Annotated in this window: 13 protein-coding genes and 3 tRNA genes; 7 read left to right on the top strand and 9 right to left on the bottom strand. The window is 53.5% G+C overall.

Annotated features, from left to right (window positions below; all coding sequences use genetic code 11):
- Window positions 1–23: 23 nt before the first annotated feature.
- Window positions 24–99: transfer RNA gene (locus tag SP99_RS16010), tRNA-Val, on the bottom strand.
- Window positions 100–357: 258 nt separating this feature from the next.
- Here SP99_RS16010 and gltX point away from each other — a divergent pair.
- Complete coding sequence (gene gltX / locus SP99_RS16005; RefSeq protein ID WP_047959173.1) at window positions 358–1,773, top strand: glutamate--tRNA ligase; 1,416 nt, start codon at window positions 358–360, stop codon at window positions 1,771–1,773.
- Between the two features lie 45 nt (window positions 1,774–1,818).
- Here gltX and SP99_RS16000 read toward each other — a convergent pair whose 3' ends face one another.
- Together SP99_RS16000 and SP99_RS15995 are read right to left on the bottom strand one after the other, a co-directional pair.
- Window positions 1,819–2,211 carry a YfeC-like transcriptional regulator gene (locus SP99_RS16000; RefSeq protein ID WP_195759425.1) on the bottom strand — a complete coding sequence of 131 codons (393 nt, stop codon included), beginning with the start codon at window positions 2,209–2,211 and terminating at the stop codon, window positions 1,819–1,821.
- Entirely contained in the window at window positions 2,207–2,575 is a 369-nt protein-coding gene (locus SP99_RS15995; RefSeq protein WP_047959172.1) for a YfeC-like transcriptional regulator, read from the bottom strand. Before SP99_RS15995 ends, SP99_RS16000 begins: the two co-directional genes overlap by 5 nt.
- A gap of 217 nt (window positions 2,576–2,792) precedes the next feature.
- Here SP99_RS15995 and SP99_RS15990 point away from each other — a divergent pair.
- The 3 genes from SP99_RS15990 to SP99_RS15980 all read left to right on the top strand — a co-directional run bounded on the left by SP99_RS15990 (window position 2,793) and on the right by SP99_RS15980 (window position 5,389).
- A tRNA-Ala gene (locus SP99_RS15990) sits at window positions 2,793–2,868 on the top strand.
- 41 nt (window positions 2,869–2,909) lie between these two features.
- A tRNA-Ala gene (locus tag SP99_RS15985) sits at window positions 2,910–2,985 on the top strand.
- Between the two features lie 214 nt (window positions 2,986–3,199).
- Window positions 3,200–5,389 (top strand): sensor domain-containing phosphodiesterase, encoded by a 2,190-nt coding sequence (locus tag SP99_RS15980; RefSeq protein WP_047959171.1) that lies wholly within the window; start codon window positions 3,200–3,202, stop codon window positions 5,387–5,389.
- 44 nt (window positions 5,390–5,433) lie between these two features.
- Here the strand turns inward: SP99_RS15980 and SP99_RS15975 are convergent, their stop codons facing one another.
- Complete coding sequence (locus SP99_RS15975) at window positions 5,434–6,621, bottom strand: NupC/NupG family nucleoside CNT transporter (protein ID WP_008501591.1); 1,188 nt, start codon at window positions 6,619–6,621, stop codon at window positions 5,434–5,436.
- A gap of 349 nt (window positions 6,622–6,970) precedes the next feature.
- Between SP99_RS15975 and SP99_RS15970 the strand changes: the two genes are divergently transcribed.
- Entirely contained in the window at window positions 6,971–8,209 is a 1,239-nt protein-coding gene (locus SP99_RS15970) for an Nramp family divalent metal transporter (protein WP_025758760.1), read from the top strand.
- 29 nt (window positions 8,210–8,238) lie between these two features.
- Here SP99_RS15970 and SP99_RS15965 read toward each other — a convergent pair whose 3' ends face one another.
- Both SP99_RS15965 and mgrA read right to left on the bottom strand, forming a co-directional pair.
- Window positions 8,239–8,592, bottom strand: a complete 354-nt coding sequence (locus SP99_RS15965) for a DUF2502 domain-containing protein (protein ID WP_045285811.1) — start codon at window positions 8,590–8,592, stop codon at window positions 8,239–8,241.
- Between the two features lie 126 nt (window positions 8,593–8,718).
- On the bottom strand, window positions 8,719–9,717 hold the full coding sequence (gene mgrA, locus SP99_RS15960) for an L-glyceraldehyde 3-phosphate reductase (protein WP_047959170.1): 999 nt from the start codon (window positions 9,715–9,717) through the stop codon (window positions 8,719–8,721).
- 185 nt (window positions 9,718–9,902) lie between these two features.
- Here mgrA and ipdC point away from each other — a divergent pair, with 185 nt between their 5' ends.
- Complete coding sequence (ipdC, locus tag SP99_RS15955) at window positions 9,903–11,561, top strand: indolepyruvate decarboxylase (protein WP_047959169.1); 1,659 nt, start codon at window positions 9,903–9,905, stop codon at window positions 11,559–11,561.
- Here ipdC and SP99_RS15950 read toward each other — a convergent pair whose 3' ends face one another.
- Window positions 11,562–12,797 (bottom strand): ion channel protein, encoded by a 1,236-nt coding sequence (locus SP99_RS15950; RefSeq protein ID WP_047959168.1) that lies wholly within the window; start codon window positions 12,795–12,797, stop codon window positions 11,562–11,564.
- Between the two features lie 206 nt (window positions 12,798–13,003).
- On the opposite strand from SP99_RS15950, the gene glk reads away from it, so the two are divergent.
- Window positions 13,004–13,969: a glucokinase gene (gene glk / locus SP99_RS15945; RefSeq protein WP_045285807.1), complete on the top strand. Its 966-nt coding sequence runs from the start codon at window positions 13,004–13,006 to the stop codon at window positions 13,967–13,969.
- Window positions 13,970–14,001: 32 nt separating this feature from the next.
- Here glk and SP99_RS15940 read toward each other — a convergent pair whose 3' ends face one another.
- Together SP99_RS15940 and SP99_RS15935 are read right to left on the bottom strand one after the other, a co-directional pair.
- Window positions 14,002–14,733 (bottom strand): LytR/AlgR family response regulator transcription factor, encoded by a 732-nt coding sequence (locus SP99_RS15940; protein WP_025758755.1) that lies wholly within the window; start codon window positions 14,731–14,733, stop codon window positions 14,002–14,004.
- Window position 14,734: 1 nt separating this feature from the next.
- Window positions 14,735–16,441 (bottom strand): sensor histidine kinase, encoded by a 1,707-nt coding sequence (locus tag SP99_RS15935; RefSeq protein WP_047959167.1) that lies wholly within the window; start codon window positions 16,439–16,441, stop codon window positions 14,735–14,737.
- Between the last annotated feature and the right edge of the window lie 299 nt (window positions 16,442–16,740).

Below are 16,740 nucleotides of genomic sequence, written 5' to 3'. Positions count from 1 at the left end.
ACTGCGAGTCTACGTGAAGTAGATGGTGGGTGATGACGGGCTCGAACCGCCGACCCCCTCCGTGTAAAGGAGATGCTCTACCAACTGAGCTAATCACCCCCGCTGTGTGGAGTCGCATTATAGGGAGAGTTGAAAATGAGTCAACGCATTTTCTAAAGTTTTTATTCGTTCGTCGTAAAATTAGACAAAACGATCGCGAAACGGGCAGTGGCGCATGATTTCTAAACAAAAATCGCAAACTCCTTCACGATAAAGGGATCAACATTGAGGAATCCCCCCACAGTGATAGAATATTGCCCATCGTTTTTTCCCCGGGATTTGCCGATTACCGGCATCTTTATAACGTAAGGCCATTTCATGAAAATCAAAACTCGCTTCGCGCCGAGCCCGACAGGCTATCTGCACGTCGGTGGTGCTCGTACTGCTCTCTATTCCTGGCTCTTTGCACGCCACAACAAAGGTGAGTTCGTGCTGCGTATTGAAGACACCGATCTTGAGCGCTCCACGCCAGAAGCAATTGAAGCCATTATGGATGGGATGAACTGGCTGAATCTGGAGTGGGATGAAGGTCCTTACTTCCAGACTAAACGCTTTGACCGCTATAACGCTGTCATTGATGAGATGCTGGTCGCGGGCACAGCGTATAAATGCTACTGCTCCAAAGAGCGTCTGGATGCGCTGCGTGAAGAGCAGATGGCAAACGGTGAAAAGCCACGCTATGACGGCCGTTGCCGTCACGACCACAGCGAACATGCCGCTGATGAGCCTTGCGTCGTGCGTTTTGCTAACCCGCAAGAGGGCTCTGTGATCTTCGACGACCAGATCCGTGGTCCGATCGAATTCAGCAACCAGGAGCTCGACGACCTGATCATCCGCCGTACCGACGGTTCTCCAACGTATAACTTCTGCGTTGTGGTTGACGACTGGGATATGGAAATTACCCACGTTGTTCGTGGTGAAGACCATATCAACAACACGCCACGTCAGATCAACATCCTGAAAGCACTGAACGCACCTGTGCCTGTCTATGCGCACGTTTCGATGATCAACGGCGACGACGGGAAAAAACTGTCTAAACGTCACGGTGCGGTAAGCGTTATGCAGTACCGCGACGACGGCTACCTGCCGGAAGCACTGCTGAACTATCTGGTGCGTCTGGGCTGGGCGCACGGTGACCAGGAGATCTTCAGCCGCGAAGAGATGATCGAACTGTTCTCTCTGAGTTCTGTGAGTAAATCGGCGAGTGCGTTCAACACCGACAAACTGCTGTGGCTGAACCACCATTACATCAATACCATGCAGCCAGAATATGTGGCGACGTACCTGCAGTGGCACATTGAGCAGGCAAATATTGATACCCGCACCGGCCCTGAACTGGCGGATCTGGTGAGACTGCTCGGCGAGCGCTGCAAGACGCTGAAAGAGATTGCTGAAAGCTGCCGCTACTTCTATGAAGAGTTTGATGAGTTTGACGCGGACGCCGCGAAGAAACATCTCCGCCCGGTTGCGCGTCAGCCGCTGGAAGTGGTACGTGACAAGCTTGCTGCACTCACCGAGTGGACCGCTGAGAATGTGCATCATGCCATTCAGGCGACGGCAGACGAGCTGGAAGTGGGCATGGGTAAAGTGGGTATGCCACTGCGCGTTGCGGTGACTGGTGCAGGCCAGTCTCCGGCGCTGGATGTGACTGTCCATGCTATCGGCAAGTCACGCAGCGTGGCGCGCATTAACAAGGCGCTGGAATTTATCGCTGAGCGTGAAAACCAGCAGTAATGACCTCCCCGAAAAGGAAGACGGCAGGGTAACCTGCCGTTTTTTTTATGCATTTTGTTCAGCAATATCCAGGCGCGTAAGAAAGCCGCGTATCCCTTCGCGTTTCAAAAAGTCTTCCAGACGCTTCTGCTCCAGCTCAGTCATACTCTCCAGCGTCTCAATAATGCCCGGGCGCAGGCTTGTAGGGGAGCTATGATATGCGGTGGTGGCCTCCGCGAGATGGTAAACCGCCTGACGGCTCCGGATCGCCGGGAGGCGCTTAATATAGTCTTTCACGCGTGCATCAACATGAATAAGCCTCGCCCGACCGCCTTTCACACCGTTGAGCCCTTCGGTTTTCCACGCCTGCTGGCGTATCCAGCGATTAACCGTTTGCCTGGCAACCCCCAAAATTAGCGCCAGTTCTTCCGTGGTCATTTTGCCAGGTAAATTTTTAATATTCATTCCGTTCGCGAATCCCTAAACGTTGCAGCAATCCGGTAATCCCTTCCCGCAGTAACAGCGATGTCATCTGTTTCTGTTCTTCCGGCGTCATTTCGTTGGCCAGCGTCAGGAGCAGGGTATGAAGCGAACTGTCGTGGCTGGCGCCTTCGGGCAGCTCGGGCGTTTCAGTTGCCCGTCGTGCACTGCGAATAAAGTCACGCACTTTTTCGTTCACATGCACCAGACGCGCTTTCCCGCCCTGGACTCCCGGTTTTGGCGATGTAATCCAACCCTCTTTGCGTACCCATTTATTGATGGTCTGGCGGCTATAGCCAGTGAGGAGGGCTAACTCTTCTGGCGTCATTCGTTCCTTGATCATGCAATTTCCTGAATATTTGTGGGGTCAATTAACGGTTCATTTTATAGCACCGTTTTAGACGAAAACGTGACAGGCTTAACTCATGACTGCGAGCAGGCTCGCAAAGTGATTCATTTGCATGATTTTTCGGCGATTGAACGGCGGGTATTGATTTTGCCGTTGACACTCCGCAGCGGAATTCATATTATGCCGCCCGTCAACATGACAGCTTTACGATGGGGCTATAGCTCAGCTGGGAGAGCGCTTGCATGGCATGCAAGAGGTCAGCGGTTCGATCCCGCTTAGCTCCACCAAACTCTGAACCCAACAGAGTACGGTTAGTAAAGTCACATGTGGGGCTATAGCTCAGCTGGGAGAGCGCTTGCATGGCATGCAAGAGGTCAGCGGTTCGATCCCGCTTAGCTCCACCAAAATTGTAAACCCTCGTCAAATGACGAGGGTTTTTTTTATCTGTTTGTTATGCCCGTTACCCTCTTTTGTTATCAAATAGAGATATTTCTGTCTCTCACCTCAATCGACATCAATAAACCAGTCCATAAATAGACTTGAACTTGATTCGCGCAATTAATAAACATATTATCCACCCGGTCAATGATACGAACGGATAATATACGTCCCTGCTTAATGAATAGAAAAACTTACAATAACGTAAAGATATTTATAATTGCCCTGGCGCTATGCCTGATTGCGGTACCTGTCTCCCGTTATCTTTCTCCCCGCGCAATGGTTAATGGTCACGACGTTTATTTAGCATGGTTACCGCTAAGCGTTATGCTGGCGATTATTTTGCTATTTGGGCGCAGGGCCATTCTTCCCATATTGTTAGGTTTTACTGTCACTAATTTATTTTATGTTAATTTAGCACCACTACAATATTCAGTATTACTGTTCTGTCAGACCTTTGCGTTGTTCGCAGCGTGCGGCGTGCTGCGACTTATGCTGGGTAAGCGCTGGCGCTACTGCATCCCTAACAAGCATATCGGATTACGTATCTTCTGGCTCGGTTTTATCGTGCCGGTAGGCATTAAGCTGTCGATGTATATGGCAGGCTATTTATTTGATTTCCCGCTGACTATTTCAACCTTTTTCGGCGAAGGCACGGTAATTTATAACGTAGTGGACATCCAAAGCCTGATATGCGCAGCGCTGATTTTTACCATGATGTTCTATTACCCATTAAGAATGATAATTAATCCTCGTTATGCCGTGACCTTCTGGCGGCGAAGCGTGAAGCCGGTGTTTTTACACAAGAATTCATTATATATTTTCGTCTGGCTAATACTGTTAAGTTTCATTCTCGTCATTTTATGTGGGCCTTTTGAATCTCCCGTCATTGCGGGCTATTTAATGCCGCTGATTTTTATTCTTTTTACGCTAGCGATAAGTCGCCTGACCTACGCGCTTATCTCTCTGCTTTGGGCCACATCAGCGCTCCTGCTGTTGAACTACAACTACAACTTCCTTAACGGGGTGGAATCGGGCCATTCGCTCTCCTTCATCCTCTCCGTGCTGATCTCTTTCGCCATCTGTCTGCTGTATATGTCGCGCATTTACCAGCGCAGCGAGTGGCTGAAGCGGGGCTGGCAGGGAAGGGCGCTCACCGACCCGTTAACCGGTTTGCCCAATATTCGTGCGCTGGAGGATTATCTTGAGATCCACCCGGCTGCCAAAGTGTGCATTCTGCGCATGGACAACCTGGAGTTTTTGAGCCGCCACTACGGGATCCTCATGCGGGTGCATTGCAAACGAACGATTGCCACGTCGCTTCAGCCGCTTTTGCAGAAGGATGAGATGATCTTCCAGTTGCCCGGAAGCGAGCTGGTGCTGGTATTGCTCGGGTCAGACATTGCTGAACGCCTTCAGACTATGGTCGACCGGCTCAACAGCAGTAAGATTTTCTGGAACAAAACCGGGCTGGATATTGAATTTGGCGCATCCTGGGGAATGGTCGAAAACGGCGAAAAGCTGCATCACACGCTGGGCCAGCTGAGCTGGCTGGCAGAACAGGCCTGCGGCGCGCACAACGTGCTTGCGCTCACTAACAGCCTGGAAGCGGCATCAGGGCAAACGACCGAACGCGTACTCATGCTCGCGCGGATTAAGCATGCGCTGGATGCTGGGCAGTTCCATTTATACGCGCAGCCCATCCAGAAGGCGGACGGTAGCGGGTACAACGAGATCCTGGCGCGCATGGAAAGTGAAGGGGAGATCATTACCCCCGATCGCTTTATTCCATTAATTGCCCAGTTTAACCTGAGCCATCGGTTCGATATGTGCATTATGGAAAAGCTACTGATGTGGCTGCGCGCTAATCCTGAAACGCAGGCCGGTGCCCGCTTCTCGGTCAATCTGATGCCGCTGACGCTGATGCAAAAAGAGGTCGCTGGCGAGATTTGTGCGCTCTTTGAACGGTATGGCGTCGCGCCGCAGGCTGTCGTTATTGAAATTACGGAGGAACAGGCTTTCTCAAATTCAGGCAGCAGCATTAACAATATTCAGCAACTGCGGGATTACGGTTTCCGGATTGCGATTGATGATTTTGGTACCGGCTATGCTAACTATGAGCGTCTGCGACGTCTGCAGGCGGACATCATTAAAATTGACGGCTGTTTTGTGAAAGATATTTGTACAGATGACATGGATGCGATGATCGTGCAGTCAATGTGTAATCTGGCGAAGACCAAATCACTGTGCGTCGTCGCGGAATACGTCGAAACACCGGCGCAGCGGGAGATGCTGCTTCGCTGCGGTGTGGATTACCTGCAGGGCTATCTGATCGGCAAACCCAGACCACTGGAAGAGTTACAGGCATAAAAAAACCGGGAGCAGGCTCCCGGTTTTTTGTTTAACACTAAAGGTTACAGTACCAGTGCTGCGATAGACGCAGACAGAACGCTCACCAGGGTAGAGCCGTAAACCAGTTTCAGGCCGAAGCGAGAAACCACGTTACCCTGTTCTTCGTTCAGACCTTTAATCGCACCGGCGATGATACCGATAGACGAGAAGTTCGCGAAGGAGACCAGGAACACGGACAGGATGCCTTCCGCGCGTGGAGAAAGCGTGCTGGCAATTTTCTGCAGATCCATCATCGCAACGAATTCGTTAGAAACCAGTTTGGTCGCCATGATACTGCCCACCTGCAGCGCTTCGTGAGCAGGAACACCCATTACCCATGCAACCGGGTAGAAAATGTAGCCCAGAATGCCCTGGAAGGAGATACCCAGCACCGCGGCGAACAGGGCGTTCAGTGCAGAAATCAGCGCAATAAAGCCGATCAGCATGGCGGCAACGATAATCGCCACTTTGAAACCAGCCAGAATATATTCACCCAGCATTTCGAAGAAGCTCTGACCTTCGTGCAGGTTTGACATCTGGATGTTCTCTTCGCTGGCGTCAACGCGGTACGGGTTGATCAGCGACAGCACAATAAAGGTGCTGAACATGTTCAGAACCAGCGCAGCAACCACGTATTTTGGCTCCAGCATGGTCATATACGCGCCCACGATAGACATGGATACGGTAGACATTGCGGTGGCCGCCATGGTGTACATGCGGTTGCGGGACATCTTGCCGAGAATATCTTTATACGCGATGAAGTTTTCAGACTGACCGAGGATCAGGGAGCTCACGGCGTTGAACGATTCCAGCTTACCCATGCCGTTGACTTTGGATAACAGGAAACCAATGCCACGAATCACAAACGGCAGAACGCGGATGTGCTGCAGAATACCGATCAGCGCAGAGATGAAGACGATAGGGCACAGTACCTTCAGGAAGAAGAATGCCAGACCTTCATCGTTCATCTTACCGAAGACAAAGTTCGTTCCTTCATTGGCGAATCCGAGCAGTTTTTCGAACATTTCGGAGAAGCCTTTCACGAAGCCAAGGCCTACGTTGGAGTTCAGGAAGAACCACGCAAGTAAAACTTCAATGACCAGCAGTTGGACAACATAACGAATACGAATTTTTTTGCGGTCTGTGCTGACCAGCAATGCGAGTGCAGTAACGACAACAAGTGCCAGGACAAAATGAAGGACGCGGTCCATATTTGCTCCAAATATGAGGCAGGTTTAATTTTCGTGCACATTCTATGTAACAAGGGAAAAGAAAACGAGATCAAGGGCACACTATAGTTACATCCTGTGACGAGTCTCAAAAATAGTGATCCACAATACATTTTCGTTATGTTAGGTAAATGAGTGAAAAGTTAAGTTTGTGTGCTAGTCTTCACAAAAGAGCGCGCGATTTCAGTTTCTGTTAGATCGCCCCCGATTACCCGCCCGTCTATCGTTCAAAGCTATCAGAGAAATCACTGTAAACGTCATAAATGATCTTGATAATCATTCTCATTTTGGTAGCATTAAACATAGCAAAGGCTATATTTCAGAGGCAGACATGACAAACAGTCGCGTAGAGGGTAGCAGTGGCAGAGCAGCGCGCAAGTTGCGGTTCGCATTAATGGGACCTGCGTTCATTGCTGCCATTGGCTATATCGATCCAGGTAACTTTGCGACCAATATTCAGGCCGGGGCCAGCTTCGGCTATAAACTGCTGTGGGTGGTCGTCTGGGCGAACCTGATGGCGATGCTGATTCAAATGCTCTCCGCAAAACTGGGCATTGCCACCGGTAAAAACCTGGCGGAGCAAATTCGCGACCACTACCCGCGCCCGGCCGTCTGGCTTTACTGGGTGCAGGCAGAAATCATCGCCATGGCAACGGACCTCGCTGAATTTATCGGCGCGGCAATCGGGTTCAAACTGATTCTGGGCGTGTCGCTGCTACAGGGGGCGGTGCTGACAGGGATCGCCACGTTCCTGATCCTGATGCTGCAGCGTCGTGGCCAAAAACCACTGGAGAAGGTCATCGGCGGTCTGCTGTTGTTTGTCGCGGCGGCGTACATTGTCGAGCTGATTTTCTCCCAGCCGAATCTGGCGCAGCTCGGTAAAGGGATGTTGATCCCAGATTTGCCAACCTCGGAAGCGGTGTTCCTCGCCGCCGGGGTGCTGGGCGCGACCATCATGCCGCATGTGATTTACCTTCACTCCTCATTAACGCAGCATCTGCATGGCGGGACGCGGAAAGAGCGTTACTCTGCGACAAAATGGGATGTGGCCATCGCCATGACCATCGCCGGGTTTGTGAATCTGGCGATGATGGCGACCGCCGCTGCCGCTTTCCACTTTAACGGCCATACCGGCATTGCCGATCTCGACCAGGCTTATCTCACCCTGGAGCCGTTACTGAGCCATGCTGCCGCGACGATATTTGGACTGAGCCTGGTGGCTGCCGGTCTCTCTTCCACCGTTGTGGGCACCCTGGCAGGCCAGGTGGTCATGCAGGGGTTTGTCCGGTTCCATATTCCGTTGTGGGTGCGTCGTACTGTCACCATGCTGCCGTCATTTATCGTGATTCTGATGGGGCTCGATCCTACGCGAATTCTGGTGATGAGCCAGGTGCTATTGAGTTTTGGGATTGCGCTGGCGCTGGTGCCGCTGCTGATCTTTACCAGCAACAAAACCCTGATGGGTGAGCTGGTTAACTCAACGCTGGTGAAAAGGACCGGGTGGGCTATTGTGGTTGTGGTGGTCGCGCTGAACCTGTGGTTGTTGATAGGGACGGCACTAGGGTTATAAAAAAAGGAGCCGGGAGGCTCCTTTTTAGATTAGTGACGGCCATGACCGTGGCCATGACCGTGACCTTTACCGCCGCGATCCCAGCCGCCACGGCGGTCATCACGGTCGTTCCAGCCTTCGCGATAACCGCGCTCATAGGCGTTGTTTTTATACCAGCCGCGATGCAAACCATTATCATGTTTCCACCAGCGATCGCCGCGCCACTCATAGTGACGATGCCAGTAATCACGGTCGCGCCAGTAGCCACCGTCCCAGTATCTGCCGTAGTCGTCACGATCGCCAATTTGTAATTTTACTGATGGCAACAGGGTGATTTCGCCAGCAGTGGCGACCAGCGGGGCCGAAGCCAGTAATACCGCTGCAAGAATCAGTGACCTGAACATACTCTTTCTCCTTCACGATCGGGGCCTTGTGGGGCCTGTTAACGCAATTTTACGAGTTGGTAAAGACTCGTTTCATCGCCTCAACTCCGAATTCAAAAGGGATAGCACTTTTTGCTAAAAGTGTATCTATTTTGAGCCGTTCAGGATCCCGTCAATGGTGGCCAGCTCTTCTGCGCTGAAATGGCGATTCACGAGCATGCCCACCGCATCCTCTATCTGTGTGGTTTTACTGGCACCAATCAGAACAGACGTGACCGCGTCGTGGCGTAATATCCAGGCCAGCGCCATCTGCGAGAGCTTCTGACCACGGCCTTCCGCCATGGCATTGAGCTTTCTTACCGTTTCCAGTTTCTCTTCGGTGATCTGCTCAGGGTTAAGGAACTTACTGTCGCTTGCCGCGCGTGAATCTGCGGGAATACCGTTCAGATAACGGTTGGTCAGTTGCCCGCCGGCGAGCGGCGAGAAGGGAATGCAGCCGACCCCTTTTTCCTGCAGCACCTCCAGCAGCCCCGCTTCCGGCGCACGTTCAAACATGGAGTATTTTGGCTGGTGGATAAGACAGGGCGTACCGAGATCGTTGAGGATATCAATCGCCTTGCGAGCCAGAACAGCCGGATAGTTGGATAACCCGACATACAGGGCTTTTCCCTGACGCACCACATGGTCAAGCGCTTTCATGGTTTCCTGCAGCGGCGTTTGGGGGTCTGGACGGTGGTGATAGAAGATATCCACATACTCCAGCCCCATGCGCTTCAGACTTTGATCGAGGCTTGCCAGCAGATATTTACGTGACCCCCAGTCGCCGTAAGGGCCTTCCCACATCGTATAACCTGCTTTGGTTGAGATAATGAGCTCATCGCGCCAGGGCAGGAAATCTTCCTGCAAAATACGGCCGAAATTACGTTCGGCGGATCCGGGTGGCGGACCATAGTTGTTGGCAAGGTCGAAATGCGTAATGCCCAAATCGAACGCACGCTGTAAAAGTTGACGGCTGTTTTCCAACAGCGTGGCATCGCCAAAATTATGCCACAGCCCAAGCGAGATGGCGGGCAACGATAGCCCGCTTCGTCCGCAGCGGCGATATTCCATTGTCTGATAACGATTTTGGTCCGGCTGATAACCCATTCTGGTGACCTCTGGCGCTGGAGAGAAGAATCAGTGTATGCGTTTACATTTACCTGAAAAAAAACAGCATAGCGCAGCCATTTTTGTAAAGCATTCTTTCCATGCTCTTCTTACTGCCGATTCTGGACAGTCATCACGCTTCTTTAATACTCAAAGTGAGGTCAACATTAGAAGGATACCTGTTCATGCGTACCCCATACTGCGTCGCCGATTACCTGCTGGACCGTCTTACAGAGTGTGGAGCCGATCATCTGTTTGGCGTGCCAGGCGACTACAACCTGCAGTTTCTCGACCACGTGATAGACAGCCCGGATATCTGTTGGGTGGGCTGTGCCAATGAATTAAACGCCTCTTATGCCGCTGACGGCTATGCCCGATGTAAGGGCTTCGCCGCGCTGCTGACGACGTTCGGCGTAGGAGAGTTAAGCGCCATGAACGGCATCGCTGGCAGCTATGCTGAGCACGTTCCGGTATTACATATTGTGGGCGCGCCGGGGACGGCGTCGCAGCAACGAGGGGAACTGCTGCACCATACGCTGGGTGATGGCGAGTTCCGTCACTTTTACCATATGAGCGAGCCGATCACTGCCGCCCAGGCGATCCTGACCGAACAAAACGCCTGTTATGAGATAGACCGGGTACTGACCACCATGCTCCGGGAGCGCCGCCCAGGCTACCTGATGCTGCCTGCTGATGTGGCTAAAAAGGCTGCCACCCCGCCTGTAAACGCTCTCACTCTCAGACATGCGCATGCCGATAGTGCCTGCCTGAAGGCGTTCCGCGATGCCGCTGAGAACAAGCTGGCCATGAGCAAGCGTACCGCGCTGCTGGCTGATTTCCTTGTCCTGCGCCATGGCCTGAAACATGCCCTGCAGAAGTGGGTCAAAGACGTGCCGATGGCGCACGCCACCATGCTGATGGGTAAGGGCATTTTTGACGAGCGTCACGCGGGTTTTTACGGTACGTACAGCGGTTCGGCGAGCGCCGGCGCGGTGAAAGAGGCCATTGAAGGGGCGGACACGGTGCTGTGCATCGGGACGCGATTTACCGATACCCTGACCGCCGGCTTCACCCACCAGTTAACCCCGGCGCAAACCATTGAAGTCCAGCCTCATGCCGCCCGCGTCGGTGATATCTGGTTTACCGGCATTTCTATGCATCAGGCGATTGAGACGCTGGTGGACCTGTGCAAGCAGCACGTACACGGCACGCCTGCACCGTCGTCTCAAAGCGCGATGGCCTACCCGCAGCCGGACGGCTCGCTGACGCAGGAGAATTTCTGGAGAACGCTACAGACGTTTATTCGACCGGGGGACATCATTCTTGCCGATCAGGGGACATCGGCCTTCGGCGCGATCGATCTTCGCCTTCCGGCCGACGTGAATTTTATCGTTCAGCCGCTGTGGGGGTCGATTGGCTACACGCTGGCGGCGGCATTTGGTGCGCAAACGGCCTGCCCGAACCGGCGCGTAATCGTGCTGACCGGGGACGGCGCGGCGCAGCTCACCATTCAGGAGCTCGGCTCGATGCTGCGGGATAAACAGCACCCCATCATTCTGGTGCTTAACAACGAAGGGTACACGGTGGAAAGGGCGATCCACGGGCCTGAGCAGCGGTATAACGACATTGCGCTCTGGAACTGGACGCAAATTCCGCAGGCACTGAGCCTCGATCCTCAGGCCCAGTGCTGGCGGGTCAGTGAAGCGGAGGAACTGGCGGACGTCCTCGAAAAAGTGGCGCACCACGAGCGGCTCTCGCTGGTTGAAGTGATGCTGCCGAAAGCGGACATCCCGCCGCTGCTGGGGGCGATTACCAGGGCGCTGGAGGCGCGCAATAGCGCCTGATTACCTGTCGTTTCGCCAGGCCATCATCATCGGTTTGCCCGCCAGCAGGAGCCAGGCGGGCAACATCACGATGCACAGTAACGGGATAAGGGTAGTATCCGGCACCACCACGGCGGCCATAAACAGACTCAGCCAGGCATCGCGTGTCACCACCAGCACCAGCCCCAGAATCGAACAGGAGACGGTAATCGCCGCCGGCACGGCATCGACATGTTCATGCAACATCAGCCCCAGCGCAACGCCGATAAACACCGCCGGGAAGATGCGTCCACCGCGGAAACCACAGGCAGCAGCCACCACCAGCGCGGCGAGTTTTATCAGCGCAAACAGCAGATAATCGGATACGCTAAACACCTGGCTGAAAGCCAGCTGCTGCATTTCATCCAGACCTTTAAACAGCGTTACCGTCCCGCCGATGGCACCTAAAATACCGAGAATCAAACCGCCGGTTCCCAGAATCAACACCGGGTGTTTGAGCTTATGCACCAGACGGTGCAGGCGTGGAAGGCACCATACCGCCACCATTCCCAGTGCGATGGCAATGGCGACCACGATGGCGCCGCTGAAAATATCGGCGATCTGCATCTGGCCATAGTGGGGCAGGGAGAGTGAAAAATGGGGATGGAAAAACAGGCTGGTCGTCAACGCCCCGGCGGCGGCGGCCATCAGCGGGGCGAAGAGTTTATCCCAGAGCGGAACATCATTATTGCTGCTGAGCGTCTGAGAAAAGATCAGCGCGGCGGCAACAGGCGTGCCGAAAAGCGCCCCGATGGTGCCTGCGGAGGCGAGAATGGTCCAGTCCAGCGCGCTTACGCGGGGCAAAATGCGTGAGCCGAGGAACACCGCCATCCCAATATTCACCGCCATGATGGGGTGCTCAGGGCCCAGGCTGACGCCGCCTGCCAGGCCCATAATCAAGGCAATAATAAGCCCTGGCAGCGCTGAAGGGGGCACCGGGGCACCAATCAGAGGCTCCTGCGCCGGGTCAGGCCCGGCATGCCCGGGGCTGAAACGGATCACCAGGCCTACCGCAACACCGGTCAGCGTTAGCATGATGACGATCCACGCAGGCGAATCAGCGGCGACCCCCAGTTTTACTGGAAGCGCCGTCCATAACATGGTTTGCAGCACCGACGCGACTTTCATCACGACAATGAGCACCAGACTTGAGACCACACCAATGATTAACGCCGGAATGGCCAGCAACAGCATGGTTCTGGCTCGCGGGTGGAGCATGATGATTTCCTTGTACAAAACGCAATGACGTTACTTTGCACATTAAGCCTTATGGCAATAGTGCAAAAGGTGCTGAAACGGTAAAGTTATTCTGTGACGAAGATCGATAATCCACGGGCATTCACCTTCCGGTCGTTGTTGTTATCACGCCTTGAATTTACAGTGTCCCAAAAGATTTATTCTGACTTTAGCGGAGCAGTAGAAGAATGACAAAGTATGCTTTGGTAGGTGATGTGGGCGGCACGAACGCACGCCTCGCATTGTGCGATGTAAGTAGCGGTGAAATTTCCCGGGCGAAAACCTACTCGGGGCTGGATTATCCCTCCCTTGAGGCCGTTGTCCGCGTCTATCTGGAAGAGCATCAGGTCAGCGTCGAAGATGGCTGCATCGCGATTGCCTGCCCGATAACCGGCGACTGGGTCGCCATGACCAACCATACCTGGGCATTCTCCATCGCTGAGATGAAAAAAAACCTCGGTTTTGCGCATCTTGAAATCATCAACGACTTCACCGCGGTCTCCATGGCGATCCCGATGCTGAAGCCTGAGCATCTGATCCAGTTTGGCGGCGCTGAACCGGTCGAAGGCAAGCCGATTGCGGTTTACGGGGCTGGTACGGGCCTGGGCGTTTCGCATCTGGTGCATGTTGCCCAGCGCTGGGTGAGCCTGCCGGGTGAAGGCGGTCACGTGGACTTTGCGCCAAACAGTGAAGAAGAGGGGATTATTCTCGAAGAGTTACGTGCGGAGATCGGCCACGTTTCTGCTGAGCGCGTCCTCTCCGGTCCGGGGCTGGTGAACCTGTACCGGGCGATCGTGAAATCGGATGGTCGTCTGCCGGAAAATCTGCAGCCGAAAGACGTCACCGAACGCGCGCTGGCTGATAGCTGCATTGACTGCCGTCGCGCGCTGTCGCTGTTCTGTGTAATCATGGGACGTTTTGGCGGCAACCTGGCGCTGACGCTGGGCACCTTTGGTGGCGTTTACATTGCCGGCGGCATCGTGCCGCGCTTCCTGGAGTTCTTCAAAGCATCCGGCTTCCGCGGCGGGTTTGAAGATAAAGGGCGTTTCAGAAGCTACGTACAGGACATTCCTGTTTATCTTATTGTGCATGACAACCCTGGCCTGCTTGGCTCGGGTGCCCACCTGCGTCAGGTTCTCGGTCAAATCCTCTGACGACACAGCCCTCTCCCCCCGGAGAGGGGCTTTTACAGATGCATCAGCTGACGGAACTCTTTCACCTTGCTGCGGCTCACCGGCACCTGAAAATCCAGATCCTTTAAGCGCAAAATATAGGTGTTGTTAAACCACGGTTCGATCTCGCGGATCTTGTTTAAATTCACACAGAACGATCGGTGACAGCGGAAAAAGTGTGCCGCGGGCAACTTGCTGCAAAACTCGGTGATGTTCATCGCCATCACGTACGATTCCCGCCGCGTATAGACAAACGTCATTTTTTCATGGGCTTCAGCGTAATAGATATCGTTGACTGGCGTCACGATGATGCGCTCGTCTTTCACCAGGTTGATGGTGTCGTTTTCCCGCACCGTTGGGCTGGCGTTGGCGGGGGCGCTCTGCTGCTGCCATGCGGCTTCCAGTTTTTGCAGCATGCTGACTATTCGCGACTCCTGGTAAGGCTTGAGGATATAGTCAAACGCCTCCAGCTCGAAGGCCTCCACGGCGTGCTCTTTCCAGGCGGTGACGAAAACAATAAACGGCTTATGAGCAAACTGATTGATGTTCTGCGCCAGCAATACGCCGTCCAGCGACGGGATATTGATATCCAGGAAAATGGCGTCGACCCGGTTATGCTGCAGAAATTTCAGTACGTCCAGACCATCATCAAAGGTCCCCACAATCTCCATCCGGCTGTGGGTTTTGATAAGCCAGCTTAGCTCCTGTTGAGCCAGAATTTCATCTTCTACGATGATGACTTTCATATTACTCACCCAACGGTAACAGTGATGGTGATGTATGAACGGGAGTGCGTTCATTCGGGACGTAAAAAGCAATTTCGGTGCCCGGTTCAAGACGGTGAATATGCAGTCCATCGCCATAAAGCAGTTTCACCCGGTGGTGCACATTCAGCAGGCCGATTTTATTTCCGGGCATCTCGTTAGACTCCACGCGCTCAATGACCTTTGGATCAATCCCGTGGCCGGTATCGCGCACGGCAATGCGCACGCGGTTACCGCTTTCGGTGACGCTGATGGTCACAACGCCTTTGCCTTTACAGGGCTGAATACCGTGAACAATCGCGTTCTCGACCAGCGGCTGAATAAGCAGGCTTGGGATCACGCAGTTGACCTCTTCATCAATATCGTAAATAACCGTGAGTTTGTCGCCAAAGCGTGCCTGCTCAATCGCGATGTAGTCTTTGATCTGATACAGCTCTTTTTTGATGTCGATCTGCTCGTCATCTTTCAACTCGATGTTGTAACGCAGGTAACGCGACAGATTGAAAATCAGCTGGCGGGCAGTGTCCGGATTAAGACGTATGGAAGAGGAGATGGCATTCAGGGCGTTAAACAGGAAATGAGGATTGATTTTGCTCTGCAGCGCGCGCAGCTCTGCCTTATTTGCCATTTCACGCAGTTGTTCTGCCCGCGAGACCTCAAGCTGGGTGGAGATAATCTGCGACAGGCCAATGGCCATCTCCTGCAGCGAGGAGGTGATCTGATGCGCGTGACAGTAATAAATTTTCAGCGTGCCCGTCACGACACCTTTCTCCCACAACGGGATCACCAGCATGGAGTGTATTTCCGGCGTTCGGTGGGCTTCATCATTGTTTTTAATAATGATTTTACCGTAGTTGATCGCCTGCCTGGTGGTGGGGCTGATGGTGTCATCATTGTCGCGATAGTTGTGCTCCCCCACGCCGACATAGGCCAGCACCTGGTCGGTATTGGTGATGGCGACAGCATCGGCATGAATGTCGTGGCGGATAATCTCACAGACCTGACGCAGCGATTGGGCATTAACGTGGCGGAAAAGCGGCAGCGTTTTGTTGGCAATATCCAGCGCCAGCTTGGCCTGACGCGCGGCACTGGCCTCTTTTTCCCCTTCAACGCTCTGCACCAGCAGCACGATAAAACCGATGCAGACGCTGCCGAGGATCATAGGAATACCGATTTTCGAGACGATATCCAGCCCCAGCGCGGTGGTGGGGGCCCAGACGACCACCAGGATCATGGTCAGCGTTTCACACACCATGCCCGCGACAATCCCGGCGCGCCAGCGCTGTTTTTTCGGGATTTTGCGGCTGATCCAGCCGGACAGTATCCCGGCGATAATGCTGGTGATAAAGCACGGCACCGCCGTTACGCCGCCGATATCAATCAGGTAGCGATGGGTCCCGGCAATCAGACCGGTGATAACGCCCACCCACGGGCCAAACAAAATTCCGCCTGACATCACGGCGATAATGCGCACGTTAACCAGCGAGCCCTCTACCGGCACGCCGGACCAGGTACTGAACAGGGCGAACAGCGAAAAGATGGCGGTAACGGCCAGCAGCTCCTTAGGCGAGTGTGCAGACTTGTGCAACAGCTCGCGGAACAGGCGAATGCGAATAAGGAAGAACAGGCAAATCAGCATTAATGCCGCACGGTCAAATACCGCCAGCAGCATAGTGAATATTTCGTGCACGAGCAGACCTGGGAAAACGGGAAAGAACCATGATAAAAAACCTGGCGCGTATTGACCAGCTATCCGTCAGGTTTATCAAATGAGGAAAAACCATAATTTGCAAAGGGGATTATCGGGTGAGGATTGACGCGTCCTGACTTGCGATTGTTGGGCCGGCGTCAGGTAACTGTTTTGATATCATTGTGTTAAATAACAGCTATCAGAAAGACAGTCCTGAAACAAAGGCTTCCGCTTTTAGCCACAGCAATGTTCCGGTTTTTGTGCGAACGCTTTTTTTTCATTTCCCTCTCGACAGCATG

The organism is Enterobacter sp. BIDMC92, assembly GCF_001030225.1.
Lineage (GTDB): Bacteria > Pseudomonadota > Gammaproteobacteria > Enterobacterales > Enterobacteriaceae > Enterobacter > Enterobacter sichuanensis.
This window is presented reverse-complemented; position numbering and strand designations above follow the sequence as displayed.